This is a genomic window from Pedobacter sp. R20-19, assembly GCF_000708265.2.
In the GTDB taxonomy this organism is placed as follows: domain Bacteria; phylum Bacteroidota; class Bacteroidia; order Sphingobacteriales; family Sphingobacteriaceae; genus Pedobacter.
Genome location: NZ_JCKI01000008.1, coordinates 301,237 through 316,890 on the forward strand (window position 1 = coordinate 301,237; position 15,654 = coordinate 316,890).

The following is a 15,654-nucleotide window of genomic DNA, read 5'->3' on the forward strand; positions in this document are numbered from 1 at the left end:
ATGCTACTCCAGAAAGGAGGTATTCCAGCCGCACCTTCCGGTACGGCTACCTTGTTACGACTTAGCCCCAGTTATCGGTTTTACCCTAGGACGCTCCTTGCGGTTACATACTTTAGGTACCCCCAACTTCCATGGCTTGACGGGCGGTGTGTACAAGGCCCGGGAACGTATTCACCGCGTCATTGCTGATACGCGATTACTAGCGAATCCAACTTCATGGGGTCGAGTTGCAGACCCCAATCCGAACTGTGAATGGCTTTGTGAGATTCGCATCATATTGCTATGTAGCTGCCCTCTGTACCATCCATTGTAGCACGTGTGTAGCCCCGGACGTAAGGGCCATGATGACTTGACGTCGTCCCCTCCTTCCTCTCTGTTTGCACAGGCAGTCTGTTTAGAGTCCCCACCTTAACGTGCTGGCAACTAAACATAGGGGTTGCGCTCGTTGCGGGACTTAACCCAACACCTCACGGCACGAGCTGACGACAGCCATGCAGCACCTAGTTTCGTGTGATTGCTCACTCATTTATCTCTAAATGATTCACTAACTTTCAAGCCCGGGTAAGGTTCCTCGCGTATCATCGAATTAAACCACATGCTCCTCCGCTTGTGCGGGCCCCCGTCAATTCCTTTGAGTTTCAATCTTGCGACCGTACTCCCCAGGTGGAACACTTAACGCTTTCGCTTAGCCGCTGACTGTGTATCGCCAACAGCGAGTGTTCATCGTTTAGGGCGTGGACTACCAGGGTATCTAATCCTGTTTGATCCCCACGCTTTCGTGCCTCAGCGTCAATTAAACCATAGTAAGCTGCCTTCGCAATCGGTGTTCTGAGACATATCTATGCATTTCACCGCTACTTGTCTCATTCCGCCTACCTCTAGTTCATTCAAGCCCATCAGTATCAAAGGCACTGCGATAGTTGAGCTACCGTCTTTCACCCCTGACTTAACAGGCCGCCTACGCACCCTTTAAACCCAATAAATCCGGATAACGCTTGGATCCTCCGTATTACCGCGGCTGCTGGCACGGAGTTAGCCGATCCTTATTCTTCCGGTACATTCAGCACAATACACGTATTGTGGTTTATTCCCGGATAAAAGCAGTTTACAACCCATAGGGCAGTCTTCCTGCACGCGGCATGGCTGGTTCAGAGTTGCCTCCATTGACCAATATTCCTTACTGCTGCCTCCCGTAGGAGTCTGGTCCGTGTCTCAGTACCAGTGTGGGGGGTCATCCTCTCAGATCCCCTAGTCATCGTCGCCTTGGTGGGCCGTTACCCCGCCAACTAGCTAATGACACGCATGCCCATCTCTATCCCATTAATGTTTGATCATTGAATAATGCCATTCTGTGATTTTATGCGGTATTAATCCGGATTTCTCCGGGCTATCCCCCAGATAAAGGTAGGTTGCATACGCGTTACGCACCCGTGCGCCGGTCTCAAGTAAGCAAGCCTACTCTACCCCTCGACTTGCATGTATTAGGCCTGCCGCTAGCGTTCATCCTGAGCCAGGATCAAACTCTCCATTGTAAAATGTTGTTGTTTAATTCTGACCAGTTTTAACTATTGTTAAAAATAGTCTTCTTTTGTTTTGTCTGTTAGACATCACCTTTAAAATAAAGCTACTTAATCATGTACTTCGATCAGTACTCCATTAAACCCGCTTTCGCTACATTGACATCTCTTTTAAGAACTTTCTCGGCTTATTACCTCACGGTCGCCTTTATATATCTTCAGGTATTTGGTTTCGGCTCGTCTTATTCATCCAGCCTGTGTTTTCTTCCTGTTTCAATCTTGTTTTCTAATCGCCATGACATCCGCCACTTGATTCTTTTTTTCCTTCCCTCTCGGTTGGGAGTGCAAAGGTAGAAATCTTTTCTGAACTTCCAAATAAAATAATTTTATTTTTTCCGTCCTTCTTTTCTTTCCAACACTTCAATCTGCCAGTCTTTAAAACCAACTTCCCGTTCCTTCCAAACCGGGCTGCAAAGGTAATGATCTTTTTCGCTTCAGCAAATTTTATTTGAAATAAATTTTGCCGCCTTTCTAACCTCAACACATCATTAACACGCTTTTCAGCACCAGCCCTTTCCTCCGAAGCGGGTTGCAAAGGTAGCAAAAATTAATACCCCTGCAAACGCATCGGCCCTCTTTTATTCCCAAAAATCATAAGACCCTGTAAATCATCACAAAAAAATTCAAATAAATAAAACATTTTCTAATAATAGGTGTTTGCAAGAATTTTTAATAAGGTAAAGGGGGAAGATTTGCTCAAATAATTTTAAACCATATAGGCATAGAGAACATATAGGCGATAGGAATAATTTACCATTATTAGTTTAAAAGAGGGCTATCATCAATTAAAATATCTTTCTAGATAATTTTAACCACTAAGTAAATAAGTGTTGTATATAAATAAGAGGTATACTATCTATATATGAGTAGAACCCAGATTAAAATAATTTAATTGAGCATTTATTGAGATAGCAGCGCGATAATGCTTATTAGGCTAAAAAAGCAAATACTTTCTAAAATCCTATTCAATATTATAAGAACTATATGTAATGTTAAAATTTGTTAACTATATATAGGTACTGATTTGCTTTGCATAGCTTAGCGGCGAATTGTTTTTATTGATGTTATCGTATTATTAATTATCTTTGCAGAATGTTTAAAGTTAAACACTTAATTATTTTAGTATTTGTTGCCGCATTAGGCTTTGCGGGCTGTAAAAGTCGTTTTGAGAAATTGAGGGCAAGTAATGATGTGGCCAAAAAGTATCAAGAGGCTCTTCGTTTATATAATAAGAGGGATTATAGCAAGGCATTGGTGCTTTTTGAAGATCTTTCTCAAAAATATCGAGGTCGTGCAGAAGCTGAAGATCTAAACTATTATTATGCTTATACTTTATATAGATTGAGTGATTATACTACTGCAAGATACCAATTTAAAAGTTTTGCAGATACCTATCCAGCAAGTAAAAACGCAGAAGAGGCCAGGTATATGGGTGCTTATTGCTACTATCTGGAATCGCCAAGTTTTTCTCTAGATCAGGAAAACACTTATAAGGCGATTGATGCACTACAATTATTTATTAACTTATACCCTTCCAGCGACAGAGCGGCAGCTGCAGGAAAATACATTACTGATTTAAGAGGAAAACTTGAAGACAAAGCTTTTGAAAATGCAAAGATGTATTTAACTACAGGACCAAGTAATGTTGACAATTACAGGGCAGCAGTTATTGCTTTGAGAAATGCTCAACGAGATTATCCAGACATTAAGTACGCTGAAGAAATGGATTACTTAATGATCAAAGCGCAATATCTATATGCTAAAAACAGTTATGTTATTCGCCAGGAAGATCGTTACAATGAAGCTTTAGCTTTATATACTGAATTTACAGAGAATCATCCGGATAGTAAATTTACTAAAGATGCTAAACTTGTTAAATCAGATGTGGAAGCAGGAATTGTAGCTACTAAACAGGAACTTGCCTTATACGCTGCCGATCAGGAAAAATACAAGCAGATGCTGATTAAAACAGGTAAATTAAAAGATACCGTTTCTACAAAACCAACTAACGCAGATAATACAGATATTAAAAATTAAGCAATACATGAATACTAACAAACCTGCTGTACCAAATACTACAGTTACCAGAAACGTACACGATTTAGATAAAACTACAGATAACTTATACGAATCTTTAGTGGTGATTGCAAAAAGAGCCAATCAAATTTCGAACAACGTTAAAGAAGAGCTACATGGTAAATTAGCAGAATTTGCTTCGAGCAATGATAACCTGGAAGAGATTTTTGAAAATCGTGAGCAAATTGAAATCAGCAAGCATTATGAACGCATGCCTAAACCTGTTTTAGTTGCGATAGATGAATTTTTAAACGATAAAATTTATCATAGAAATCCTGCTAAAGAACAAAAGTAATATTGGCATAATGCATAGCGTTTTGTGCATATTGTACTTTGCTTATGCTTTAAACGCTTTGCATAATGCTTAAAAATAGAAATATAATCCTTGGCGTTTGCGGAAGTATTGCTGCTTATAAATCGGCTTTTTTAGTTCGGTTATTGGTTAAAGCTGGTGCAAACGTTAAGGTTATCCTTACTCCTGATGGCGCAAATTTTATTACGCCCCTTACCCTTGCTACGCTTTCTAAAAATCCAGTTTACACACAGTATTTTGAAAAAGAAACTGGTGTTTGGAGCAACCACGTAGAATTAGGTCTTTGGGCAGATCTCATTATCATTGCCCCCATCAGCGCAAATACACTGGCCAAACTCGCGAACGGAATTTGTGATAACCTGCTTACCGCCGTATATCTCTCTGCAAAATGTACTGTTTATGTAGCTCCAGCAATGGATTTAGACATGTGGAAGCATGAAACTGCACAAAACAATATTCAAAAGATTAAAAGTTTTGGAAATATTGTAATTGAGCCTGGTAATGGAGAATTGGCTAGCGGACTTTATGGTGCTGGAAGGATGGCAGAACCTGAAGAAATTATTGCTTTCCTGCATGATTCTATTAAACAGACCATGCCTTTTTTTGGTAAAAAAGTAATGGTTACTGCTGGTCCGACTTATGAGGCTATTGATCCGGTACGTTTCATTGGAAATCACTCTTCTGGTAAAATGGGCTTTGCCCTGGCTAACGAACTTGCTCAATTGGGTGCAGATGTAACCTTAATTACAGGTCCTACAGCACAAAAGGAAAATCAAGATTTATTGCGAATTGATGTTGTAAGCGCACAACAAATGCTAGATGCCTGTACGTCCAGATTCTCTGAAATGGATATTACAATCATGTGTGCAGCTGTTGCGGATTATCGTCCGAAAGAGATTGCCAATCAGAAAATCAAAAAGCAAGCGGATAGCTTGGTTCTGGAATTAGAAAAAACCGTTGATATTTTAGCAACACTGGGAAGAGATAAAAAAGAGAATCAAATTTTGGTTGGTTTTGCTTTGGAAACCCATGATGAAGAAAATTATGCCAAAGGAAAGTTAGAGAAAAAAAACCTTGATTTAGTGGTGTTAAATTCACTTAACGATAATGGTGCTGGTTTTAAATCAGATACCAATAAAATTACTATTTTTAACAAAGCATTAGAACGTACCATTTTTGAAATGAAGTCTAAAACGGAAGTGGCTAAAGATATTTGTATGGCTATTTTAAAAATCTGAAAATAATGAAGAAAATTCTATGGATATTGTTATTGGCTGGCTTTGGTAAATTACAGGCCCAGGAATTAAATGCCAGAGTGACTATTTTAGCTCCACAGGTTTCTAATATCAGCAAACCAACCATAGATGTACTCCAACGAACCATCCGTGATTTTCTAAATAATAATAAGTTCAGCACGGAGAACTATAAACCAACCGAACGGATCGACTGTAGTTTTGTGATCACTATAAATTCATGGGATGGTGGATCTGGATATACCGCTGAAGCACAAATCCAAAGTAGCCGACCTGTTTTTAATAGCTCATATAATAGTACTCTATTAAATATGAGCGATAAAAACTTCGATTTTAGCTACAATGATGGTGCTACCATTGATTTTTCAGACCAAAATTATATCTCCAACATCAGTGCACTCCTATCCTATTATGCTTATACCATTATTGGTTTGGATAAAGATAGTTTCGCCCGTATGGGTGGGACCACTTATTTTAAGAAAGCTCAGAATATTATTAACCTGGCGCAAGCTTCGGGTAATGCTGGATGGAAAGCAGCAGATGGTTTAAGAAATAGATTCTGGTTTAATGAAAATGTACTTAATCCCGTTTTCAGTGAACTTCGTGCGTTTATCTACAGTTATCACCTGAATGGTTTGGACCAATTAACCGATAATGATAAGGGCCTCACCGCAATTGTTGCCGCCCTGCCTGCTTTGCAGCAAATGGATAAACAAAAGTTAGGTTCAATTTTCCCTAATGTATACTTTGCTTCCAAAGCAGAGGAAGTTACAAATGTACTTGCCAAATTAAATATGCAAGAACGCTTAAAAGCCTATAATATGCTAGCAGAAATAGATCCGGCTAATATTGGAAAATATGAAGGTTTAAAACAATAAGCTATAATAGCTATCTTGAGTTGAGGCAAGATATAACCACTGTATAAAAGTTAAATAAAACTGTACCCAATTCAAAAAACATCTCCATCCCCATCTTCTATAATTCGTTTCATCATTACAACCAAAATAGCGGATTTAAGCTTGATCATAATACTGTTGACCTCTAGCACAAAAGCGCTCAGCATTAACTTAATTCGTTTTTTTACTAAACTTCACAAATAATTAAAAAATATTTTTTTAATACGAATATATTCGTAGATTTGAATACGAAATAATTCGTATATCTTGTAACATATGATTAATAATAATATCAAACCAACTGAAGGCGAAATGGAAATTCTTCAAGTGTTGTGGCAAAATGGCCGGGCAACAGTAAGAGAAGTGCATGAAGCGCTAAATAAAAAAGATTCTGGTTATACTACCACATTAAAGTTGATGCAGATCATGCATGAAAAAGGCCTGGTAGAAAGGGATACGAACCAGAAGACACATATTTATAAAGCTTTGGTTAACCAGGATAAAACAGAAAAGCATTTGGTAAGCAAAATGATTAACAACGTTTTTAATGGATCAGCCGCACGCTTGGTTATGCAAGCATTGGGTAATCATAAAGCAAGTGCCGATGAAATTGATGAGATTAAAAAATATCTGGACAGTATGAAGTAGTCATTAGTCATTAGTCATTAGTCATTAGTCATTAGTCATTAGTCATTAGTGACAACAACTGAATTATAATCAAGATTATTATTTGTTTAAATAAACCATTCATATGGAACCATTAGTACAACAATTTATCAAAGCATTTGGCTGGAGCATTTTAAATTCACTTTGGCAAAGTGCCATCATTTATGGTATACTATTAGTTGTGATGTTAACTTTACCGAAGTTGCCATCGAAACACAGACATAACATTGCTTTCTTTTCTGTGATTTTAATGTTTATTTCCTTTAGTTATAATTTGGGTGAACAACTCATGCTCAATAAACCAAACCACCATACAGTTGGCCAGGTTCAGCCAATACAATTCAATCAATATTTAAATGATTTGCCTCAAAGCTTCACCAGTAAAGTAGAGCATTACTTTCCAATAATCGTTGTTCTTTACATCATCGGCATCCTATTTCAATTATTCATTATCGCAAAAGGATATTATCAGCTTTCTATACTAAAAAAAGAAAGTTTAAGCGCTATTCCGGAAGATTGGAAGTTAATATTTCAACATATAAAATCTTCTTTAGGGATTCAAAAAGATATCCGATTTGATTTATCCTCCATAGTGAATGTTCCTTTAGTGATTGGCTATTTAAAACCAGTAGTGTTATTTCCGGTTGCATTGGTAAATCAATTGGATCATGATCAGGTGGAAGCGATCTTAATTCACGAACTCTCTCATATCAGGAGGAATGATTTTTTGCTAAATCTGATTAAAACAGCCATTGAAACCCTCCTATTTTATAATCCTTTTGTATGGGTGGCTGGAAGGTTTATTCATATTGAACGTGAACATGCCTGCGATGATCTAGTGGTAAAAATAACAGGTAAGCCTTTAAATTATGCGCATGCCTTACTTAAACTTGAATTACTTAAAGATAATAAAAGTCCGGCTTATGCCTTGGCAGCCACCGGTCAAAATCAAAATTTGTATCAACGCATCAAAAGAATCACCAATATGAAAACAAATTATTTAAATGCCAAACAACAAATGGCAGCATTAACACTGGGTATAGCCTGCCTATTCTCTATTGCCTGGATTAACCCAAGCGAAAAAAAGAAAGAGATCAACAAAGTAATAAAAACACAAATGGCTAGCTTAAGTAAGGCTATAGAAAGCATTACAATGCCTCAGGATACGACCAAAAAGCGTAAAATTAAAATTGTAACTGTTGATGCGAATGGGAAAAGAACTGAATACAATTCAATAAAGGAGGTACCTGATAGTCTGAAAAAAAGCATCTATGCTGATGAATTTGCAGGTGTTAGAAATTTAATCAGCTTAAACAGGGATAGCACATTTACTTACGGTGATTCTACTTTTAAAGCGAAATTATATAAAGAATTTCAATCACCCGAAGCGCAGAAAAAGTGGAAAAAATTTGGAGATGATATCGCCCGTGAATACAATTCTCCACAGGCAAAAGCTAAATGGAAAAAGATGAGTGATGAAATGCAAAAGAAAATGAATTCTCCTGAAGAACAGGCAAAATGGAGAAAATTTGCAGAAGATGTACGAAAAGAATACGGATCGCCTGAAGCGCAGGAAAAGTGGAAAAAAATGGGTGAAGAAATGTCCCATAAAATGAACTCTCCGGAGGAGCAGGCAAAGTGGAAAAAATTTGGTGAAGATATTGCGAAAGAATATGGATCACCTGAAGCACAAGAAAAGTGGAAAAAAATGGGTGAAGATATGGCGGCTAAAATGAGTACCAGTATATTCAGCCTAGGAACTGATCTGGACCAAACAAAGTATCCGGATGCCAAAAGATTCCCCAAGTTACCAGGCATCAATGCTGATTCATTAACCAAAGGCCGGAGCATGGTGATTACAAATGGTTCAGTATATTACTTAGATGATCAAACCAATAATAAAGTAAAACAGACTGAAGAATATAAAAAGTTGAAAGAAAAATTTGATAAAGATTTTAAGGAATTGAAAGCGAAAATAGAAAAGGAAAAAACAGAAAAACCTAAAACCAACTAACTAAACAAACAATGGCAAAACAGCGAAGAATAATCTTCGCTGTTTTTGTTTGGAATGGCTTGCTTGAAATAACTTTTTAGTATTTTCGCTGTAGTTATGCTACAAAAAATTTCTATACGTAATTACGCATTAATTGATAGTCTCGACATTGAATTTGATAAAGGCTTAAACATTATCACAGGAGAAACAGGTGCCGGAAAATCAATTATTTTAGGTGCAGTTTCACTCATTTTAGGGCAAAGGGCAGAAAGTAAGTACTTTTTCAGTCAGGATAAAAAATGTGTAATAGAAGGTAATTTTATTTTAGCAGATCAAAAATTACTGGAAATTTTCGAAGAAAATGATCTTGATTTTTCAAATGACACAATTCTTCGCCGGGAAATATCAATTGACGGAAAAACACGGTCGTTTATTAACGATACGCCTGTTAATCTTTCTATATTAAAACAAATTGGAGAAAGGCTGATTGATATTCATTCTCAGCATGCCACACAGGAAATTAATGATGTAGATTTTCAGCTCCTTATTGTAGATGCGCTTGCCAACCACCAAACACTTTTATTTGAATATCGAAATGGCTTCAAGCGATTAAAACAGGAAAGTAATCGATTAAAAAACCTGATTAATGACGCTGCTGAAGCTCGAAGCAGACAAGATTATGAACAATTCTTATTTAACGAACTGGAGCAGGCAAACTTAAAAGAAGGGGAACAGGAAGAACTCGAAATAGAGTTAGAGCGCCTCACGCATGCAGAAACGATTAAAAGGGCTTTACTTACAGCTGCCGGACTATTAAATGAGGGAGAGCCTTCAGGTTTGCAGATGCTGAAAGAAGCTTCTTTGCAATTACAGAGTATTGAGAAATTTGACCCCAATATTAACATCCTGTTCGAGCGCCTGCGTTCTTCCATTATTGAAATTAAAGATATTGCAGATGAGCTTTCTGCTATGGAAGAAAATACCTTGCATAGTGTAGATCGTTTAGAAATCATTAATCAGCGTTTAGACTTATTTTATTCTTTACAGCAGAAACACCGGGTAGCCAGCAATACCGAATTATTAGAAATGCAAATGCAGCTGGAAAACAACCTTAATCAGCTTCTATCATCAGATGAAAATATTGAAGGGCTACAAAAACAGATTGAAGGGCTAAAAAAAGAGCTGAACAAAAAAGCCGATCAATTAAGTGCTAACCGTAAAAAAGCAATTAAAGTAGTAGAACTGGAAACAGGTAGCACTTTAAGAAAAGTGGGGATGCCTAATGCAAAATTAGTACTTAATCAAGAGAAACTGACTGAATTAAATAAGGATGGTCTCGATGAAATTAACTTATTATTTAGTGCTAACGCCGGACAGTTACCTGCACCTGTTAACAAAGTAGCATCTGGTGGAGAACTTTCTCGTCTTATGCTTGCCATAAAAGCTTTACTAGCCAAACATACCTCATTACCGACGATCATTTTTGATGAGATTGATACCGGAATTTCGGGTGAAACAGCCTTAAAAGTAGGTGAAGTAATATCAGCATTGGGTGAGAATATGCAGGTGATTTCCATCACCCATTTACCTCAAATTGCAGCAAAAGGCCAGTCTCATTATTTTGTTTATAAAAATGATGAGAAAGGAAAAACCACTACCGGAATTAGAAAACTGAAGCAAGAAGAAAGAGTAGGTATTATTGCCGAAATGTTAAGTGGAAAAAACCCTGGATCTTCGGCAATAGAAAACGCAAAAGAATTGTTGGGATAAATTAAGGACGCATAGATTTGTTATTTTAAAACTAAAAGATTAGTTTTAAAACATGAAATTGACTTATCTTTTCCTTTTCTTACTTTTTATATCCTTAACTAGCTTTAGTCAACAGTTTACCTTATCGGGAACTATCACAGATGGACAAGGTGAAGCACTTCCTGGTGCAGGAATTTACGTAAGTGGTTATCAGATGGCGACCGTTTCTGGTAACGATGGTAAGTTCAGTTTAAGATTAAAGCCAGGCAATTATGATCTGCTGGTCCAATTAATTGGCTTTACAACATTGAACAAAAACATAGTAATTGCAGATAAATCGATCAGCATTAATTTAACATTAAAGGAAAGTTTTACACAATTAGCTGAAGTAACCATCAAGCCAGACCCAAACCGTGAACATTATATCAACATGTTTAAGGATTTCTTTATTGGTACAACGCCCAATGCTAAACAATGTAAATTAATTAATCCCAATGTATTACTTGTTGATTATGACAAGGATGAATCCGTATTAACGGTTAAAACCAATCAATTCTTAATCATTGAGAATAGAGCGTTGGGTTATAATATAAAATATTTATTAAATCTCTTTCAGTTTGACAGTAAATCACACATCATTTACTATGAAGGCTTTCCATATTATGAAGATTTAAAAGGTACTTCACGTCAGAAAAAGAGTTGGGGAAAGAAACGTTTAACTGCTTATCTAGGTTCTCCACAACATTTTTTTAAATCACTATATCAAGGCAGCGCTACGGAACAAGGATTTGTAATTAATAAGATGATCCTGCAACCTAATATGAACAGACCACCAGATAGTTTGATCCAGGCCAATATAAAACGCCTGACGAAAAAGAAACTTAATATGGAAAAATCATTTTACTTTGCCAAAGATGATTCACTTACGTATTGGATGAGGAAAAAAAATCTACCAGCTGAGATTGCAATTTTAAACAGGGCAAATATCTTACAGGATACATTGGTTAAAACCGTAAATTCAAGCATCAAGAAAATAAATTTCACCGACAAACTATTTATTGCTTATACTAAAGAGAAGGAAAATCCACTGTTTAGCAACAGTATTGGCTTATCGATACCTAGACCGATGGACATGGGAGATGACCAGATTTCTACAGTTACTTTACAAATTAGCCCTGTTTATTTTTATGAAAATGGAGGCATTTACAATACCAGAAGTATGTTATTTGCAGGATATTGGGCATGGGAGAAGATTGCAGATAGTGTACCGATGGATTATCTTCCACCTTTACCATAAATAGTTAAAAATGTTAAAATAGTTTTCTGATATAGGCAATATTATCGCTTTTGTTTACATTCGCTTCTATGATCAAAAGCTTGTTGACAACGCTTATATTCTTTTTTGCTTGTACCCACGTCATCGCTCAAACCACATTTTCGATTAGTGGAATTGTTAGAGATCATAAAGATGGCTTACCTGGTGCCAGCATCTATTTAAGTGGCTATAAAATTGCAACGGTGGCAGATAATGACGGGCGATTTAAACTCACAAATTTAAAACCTGGAAGTTATGATTTATTGGTTCAGATTGTAGGTTACCTTCCCTACTCTAAAAGCGTGATTATCTCTGATCAATCGGTTCAGGTAGACCTGGTTTTGAAAGAAAATGTTGCACAACTTGATGAGGTAACCGTTCGGGCTGATCCTAACCGTCAAAAATACATTAACCAATTTAAAGAATTTTTTATCGGGAAAACGCCAAATGCTTTACAATGTAAAATATTAAACCCTCAAGTTTTAAACGTTGATTTCGACATCACCAAAAGTACGCTTACCGTATCAACAACCGAATTTTTGGTCGTAGAAAATAAAGCTTTGGGTTATCGTTTAAAATATATGCTTGATCACTTCGAATTTAATTCCAGAACACATATTATTTATTATTCTGGCCATCCTTTTTTTGAAGAACTTAAAGCTTCTGCAGCAAAAAGAAAAAAATACATTGCTGCCAGAGAAATTGCTTATTATGGATCATCGCAACATTTCTTTAGATCACTCTATGCAAACAAAACTAAAGAAGAAGGTTTTATCATTAACAAAATGATAAAAATACCAAACCCGAACCGCTACCCCGAATACGTTATTAATACCAACCTGGAAAAGATAAAAACGATTGCTGAAAAAACAGGCATTAGAAAAAATGCTGGTAAAATAGATACGGCTCTTTTATCCTTCTGGACCAAGCAAAGGGATATGCCTAAAACTATTGATAAATTTTCAAGAGCAGAAGTGTTAACAGATACTTTAGTACATCCTTTTAATGAAAACCTAAAATACATCAGTTACACAGATGCCCTGCTCATTCAATACACCAAAGAAAAAGAATCACTAGCCTATTCCAAAACCGGTTTTTGGATTTTCAGACCGCTTGACGTTCCTGAAAATGAAATTTCTGTAGCGAACTTGATGGGAGAAGGAGTACGTTTTTACGAGAATGGTGGCATTTACGATTCCAGATCTTTGCTATTTGAAGGTTATTGGGCCTATGAGAAAGTAGCGGATATGGTACCAATGGATTATATTCCACTGCAAAAGTAGCTTCTTTAAATCACTAACATTTTATCCACATAAGGGCTGAATTACTAATATTTTTAGTAATTTTAAATTATGGCTGATGAAGAAGAAAAACAATATTTTAAGGGTAGAGGTGCTCAGCTTAATCCACATAACAAATTTTTAAAGGATGTTTATGTGAAAGAGCATGATGAAGGAATTGATGATTGGGAGGAAACTGATCGTAAAACTTCATTCATATTTGAAAATTCTAAAACGATTGTCAATAAGGTGGATAGTCCTGATGTTGGAATGGCTTATTCTCTAAACCCCTATCAAGGCTGTGAGCATGGCTGCACTTATTGCTATGCTCGTAATTCTCATCAATATTGGGGTTACAGTGCAGGATTAGAGTTTGAAAGGAAGATTATCGTGAAAAAGGATGCTCCTGCCCTCTTCAAAAAATTTCTGGAAAAGAAAGGATGGGATGCATCTACTATTTCATTATCTGGCAATACAGATTGTTATCAACCGGCTGAACGAAAGTTTAAACTAACCAGACAACTGCTCGAAATTGCTTTGGAATATAAGCAACCCATCGGCATGATTACCAAAAATTCGTTAATTTTAAGAGATCAGGACATTTTGCAAGAAATGGCTCGGCAAAATTTATGCATGGTGTATGTATCCATTAACAGTTTGAATGAAGAGCTGCGACAAGTGATGGAACCGAGAACCACTACAGCGAAACAGCGTTTTAAAGTAGTAGAACAGTTAAGCAAAGTCGGCATACCTGTAGGTGTAATGGTTGCGCCTCTTATTCCTGGATTGAGTGATCATGAAATTCCGAAAATATTAAAATCTGTAGCAGATGCTGGGGCGATTAAAGCTGGTTATACTATTGTAAGATTGAATGGTGCCATTGCCCAAATATTTGAAGACTGGCTGCATAAAAATTTTCCAGATCGTTTTGAGAAAGTCTGGCACATGATCCAAAGTTGCCACGGCGGTAATGTAAATGATAGTAGATTTGGCGATCGGATGCGCGGAGATGGAAATATTGCAAAAATGATCAAAGACAGTTTCAAACTACATTGCAGGTTAAACGGTCTCAACACCAATGAAATTATTCTTGATCATTCGCTATTTAAAGTACCCAGCGATCAAATGTCTTTATTTTAATTTTTTGCCGTTTAAGGATATAAGTTTAGTTTTGAAAATGAATATTGCATTGGTAACCTATCAGGATAAAGGGGCTTACGATAGTCAAACCGTTGAGACCGAAGATGAACGCCTTTTAATTTTTCTTCAGGCTAAAGGTTTAAATATTGAACTGGTAATCTGGAATGATCGTCAAATAAATTGGGAAAATTACCAATTGGCTATATTAAAATCTCCTTGGGATTATTTTGATTTAATTAATGATTTCCATACCTGGCTCAATCATCTGGAAGAGAAAAAAGTAAAATTGCTCAATCCGATAGATATTGTTAGATGGAATACCGATAAACAATATTTAAAAGAAGTAGAAAATGCGGAGCTAGCGATTACACCCTGCGTATTTGTGAGTAAGGATACACAAATAAATCTAAAAGATTTTTTCAGCATTTTTAATACGGATAGGTTAATCGTAAAACCTTGTGTTAGCGGCGGGGCAAAAAATACATTTAGTATTACAGCAAACAATGTGGAGGTGATAAATAAGGAACTCCATCGTTTAATTCAAAAGGAAAACTTTATTGTTCAGCCCTTTTTAAAAGAAATCATTGAAAATGGGGAGTGGTCATTCATTTTCTTTAATGGCGTTTATAGCCATAGCTTGATAAAAAAAGCAAAAGCAGGTGACTTTAGGGTCCAACCTGCACATGGGGGTTCCATTCATGCACAAAATCCCAATGAAGAAATGATTGCTACAGTGTCAGAATACGTAAAAGTTTTCGCAAAAAATTGTCTTTATGCACGTGTAGACGGAACTTTTGTAAACAATAAGTTTTTGCTAATGGAGCTGGAATTGATTGAACCGTTTCTGTTTTTAAATACCGATCCTCAAAACTACGATAGATATTACAACGCTTTGAAAGAATTAATTTAAGTAAGGTGTTAGAAAATTACTGTTAGCAACATGCATTAGAAAGATGCTATGGCGCTATCTAGCTTCTGTACTGGAATTATTTACTTAACTGAGTTTTCGTCTCCTTTTCTAGAATCTGGCAGTAGAAATCCCAGTCTATTTTCGGTTGCTTCCACTTTGTTAAGCTTAATTCAATTGATGCTGCATTTTGGTCATCCTTTGAAAATTTATTAATCTCGCTAATGGTATTTTTTATGTTTTTCAATACGGAGAAAAACTGACGGTCGTTATTAAACGCTAAAGAAGTGTTCTTTTCGCCAGCTAAATACTCTTGATTAGAACGCTCACAGTAAGCAAATTGCATCTTATCTAATACCATCAAACGCTCATTAATCATGTTTAGCGCTGCTTTTGATAAAATTACTTCTTGTATACCTACAATAGTTTTATCCTGTACAATAAAATTTAAACCTTCTATATTAATCATATGCGAACCTTTTTGATTAA

13 protein-coding genes and 1 rRNA gene are annotated in these 15,654 nt (G+C 36.4%); 11 read left to right on the forward strand and 3 right to left on the reverse strand.

Annotation, left to right across the window (positions count from 1 at the left end):
• Positions 1–12: 12 nt before the first annotated feature.
• A 16S ribosomal RNA gene (locus tag AN34_RS18205) occupies positions 13–1,532 on the reverse strand.
• 271 nt (positions 1,533–1,803) lie between these two features.
• Positions 1,804–2,112 (reverse strand): hypothetical protein, encoded by a 309-nt coding sequence (locus AN34_RS18210; RefSeq protein ID WP_029287806.1) that lies wholly within the window; start codon positions 2,110–2,112, stop codon positions 1,804–1,806.
• A 557-nt stretch (positions 2,113–2,669) separates the two neighbouring features.
• On the opposite strand from AN34_RS18210, the gene AN34_RS18215 reads away from it, so the two are divergent.
• From AN34_RS18215 to AN34_RS18265, 11 genes are all read left to right on the forward strand, one after another.
• Positions 2,670–3,614 carry an outer membrane protein assembly factor BamD gene (locus AN34_RS18215; RefSeq protein ID WP_029287809.1) on the forward strand — a complete coding sequence of 315 codons (945 nt, stop codon included), beginning with the start codon at positions 2,670–2,672 and terminating at the stop codon, positions 3,612–3,614.
• Between the two features lie 7 nt (positions 3,615–3,621).
• Positions 3,622–3,948: a DNA-directed RNA polymerase subunit omega gene (locus AN34_RS18220; RefSeq protein WP_029287811.1), complete on the forward strand. Its 327-nt coding sequence runs from the start codon at positions 3,622–3,624 to the stop codon at positions 3,946–3,948.
• A 65-nt stretch (positions 3,949–4,013) separates the two neighbouring features.
• Positions 4,014–5,204, forward strand: coding sequence for a bifunctional phosphopantothenoylcysteine decarboxylase/phosphopantothenate--cysteine ligase CoaBC (coaBC, locus tag AN34_RS18225; protein ID WP_029287813.1), 1,191 nt, complete (start codon positions 4,014–4,016; stop codon positions 5,202–5,204).
• A 5-nt stretch (positions 5,205–5,209) separates the two neighbouring features.
• Positions 5,210–6,097, forward strand: coding sequence for a DUF4835 family protein (locus tag AN34_RS18230; protein WP_029287815.1), 888 nt, complete (start codon positions 5,210–5,212; stop codon positions 6,095–6,097).
• A gap of 294 nt (positions 6,098–6,391) precedes the next feature.
• Positions 6,392–6,763, forward strand: a complete 372-nt coding sequence (locus AN34_RS18235; protein ID WP_029287818.1) for a BlaI/MecI/CopY family transcriptional regulator — start codon at positions 6,392–6,394, stop codon at positions 6,761–6,763.
• Between the two features lie 103 nt (positions 6,764–6,866).
• The gene (locus AN34_RS18240) at positions 6,867–8,795 is read left to right on the forward strand and encodes a M56 family metallopeptidase (RefSeq protein ID WP_051666711.1); all 1,929 of its coding nucleotides are present in this window, start codon (positions 6,867–6,869) and stop codon (positions 8,793–8,795) included.
• A 96-nt stretch (positions 8,796–8,891) separates the two neighbouring features.
• Positions 8,892–10,544, forward strand: coding sequence for a DNA repair protein RecN (gene recN / locus AN34_RS18245; RefSeq protein ID WP_029287822.1), 1,653 nt, complete (start codon positions 8,892–8,894; stop codon positions 10,542–10,544).
• Positions 10,545–10,596: 52 nt separating this feature from the next.
• Positions 10,597–11,820 carry a carboxypeptidase-like regulatory domain-containing protein gene (locus tag AN34_RS18250; RefSeq protein ID WP_029287824.1) on the forward strand — a complete coding sequence of 408 codons (1,224 nt, stop codon included), beginning with the start codon at positions 10,597–10,599 and terminating at the stop codon, positions 11,818–11,820.
• A 68-nt stretch (positions 11,821–11,888) separates the two neighbouring features.
• Complete coding sequence (locus AN34_RS18255; RefSeq protein WP_029287826.1) at positions 11,889–13,121, forward strand: carboxypeptidase-like regulatory domain-containing protein; 1,233 nt, start codon at positions 11,889–11,891, stop codon at positions 13,119–13,121.
• Positions 13,122–13,190: 69 nt separating this feature from the next.
• The gene (locus AN34_RS18260) at positions 13,191–14,258 is read left to right on the forward strand and encodes a PA0069 family radical SAM protein (protein ID WP_029287828.1); all 1,068 of its coding nucleotides are present in this window, start codon (positions 13,191–13,193) and stop codon (positions 14,256–14,258) included.
• A 37-nt stretch (positions 14,259–14,295) separates the two neighbouring features.
• Positions 14,296–15,168, forward strand: coding sequence for a RimK family alpha-L-glutamate ligase (locus AN34_RS18265; RefSeq protein ID WP_029287831.1), 873 nt, complete (start codon positions 14,296–14,298; stop codon positions 15,166–15,168).
• A 76-nt stretch (positions 15,169–15,244) separates the two neighbouring features.
• Here AN34_RS18265 and AN34_RS21735 read toward each other — a convergent pair whose 3' ends face one another.
• A complete protein-coding gene (locus AN34_RS21735; protein WP_157263355.1) occupies positions 15,245–15,634 on the reverse strand; it encodes a hypothetical protein in 390 nt (129 codons plus the stop codon).
• Positions 15,635–15,654 lie beyond the last annotated feature (20 nt).

Excerpts from the sequence above, each read along its gene's own strand:
- AN34_RS18215 (WP_029287809.1), top strand. The coding sequence starts at position 2,670 with ATGTTTAAAGTTAAACACTTAATTATTTTAGTATTTGTTGCCGCATTA.
- AN34_RS18220 (WP_029287811.1), top strand. The coding sequence starts at position 3,622 with ATGAATACTAACAAACCTGCTGTACCAAATACTACAGTTACCAGAAAC.
- coaBC (WP_029287813.1), top strand. The coding sequence starts at position 4,014 with ATGCTTAAAAATAGAAATATAATCCTTGGCGTTTGCGGAAGTATTGCT.
- AN34_RS18230 (WP_029287815.1), top strand. The coding sequence starts at position 5,210 with ATGAAGAAAATTCTATGGATATTGTTATTGGCTGGCTTTGGTAAATTA.
- AN34_RS18235 (WP_029287818.1), top strand. The coding sequence starts at position 6,392 with ATGATTAATAATAATATCAAACCAACTGAAGGCGAAATGGAAATTCTT.
- AN34_RS18240 (WP_051666711.1), top strand. The coding sequence starts at position 6,867 with ATGGAACCATTAGTACAACAATTTATCAAAGCATTTGGCTGGAGCATT.
- recN (WP_029287822.1), top strand. The coding sequence starts at position 8,892 with ATGCTACAAAAAATTTCTATACGTAATTACGCATTAATTGATAGTCTC.
- AN34_RS18250 (WP_029287824.1), top strand. The coding sequence starts at position 10,597 with ATGAAATTGACTTATCTTTTCCTTTTCTTACTTTTTATATCCTTAACT.
- AN34_RS18255 (WP_029287826.1), top strand. The coding sequence starts at position 11,889 with ATGATCAAAAGCTTGTTGACAACGCTTATATTCTTTTTTGCTTGTACC.
- AN34_RS18260 (WP_029287828.1), top strand. The coding sequence starts at position 13,191 with ATGGCTGATGAAGAAGAAAAACAATATTTTAAGGGTAGAGGTGCTCAG.
- AN34_RS18265 (WP_029287831.1), top strand. The coding sequence starts at position 14,296 with ATGAATATTGCATTGGTAACCTATCAGGATAAAGGGGCTTACGATAGT.
- AN34_RS21735 (WP_157263355.1), bottom strand. The coding sequence starts at position 15,634 with ATGATTAATATAGAAGGTTTAAATTTTATTGTACAGGATAAAACTATT.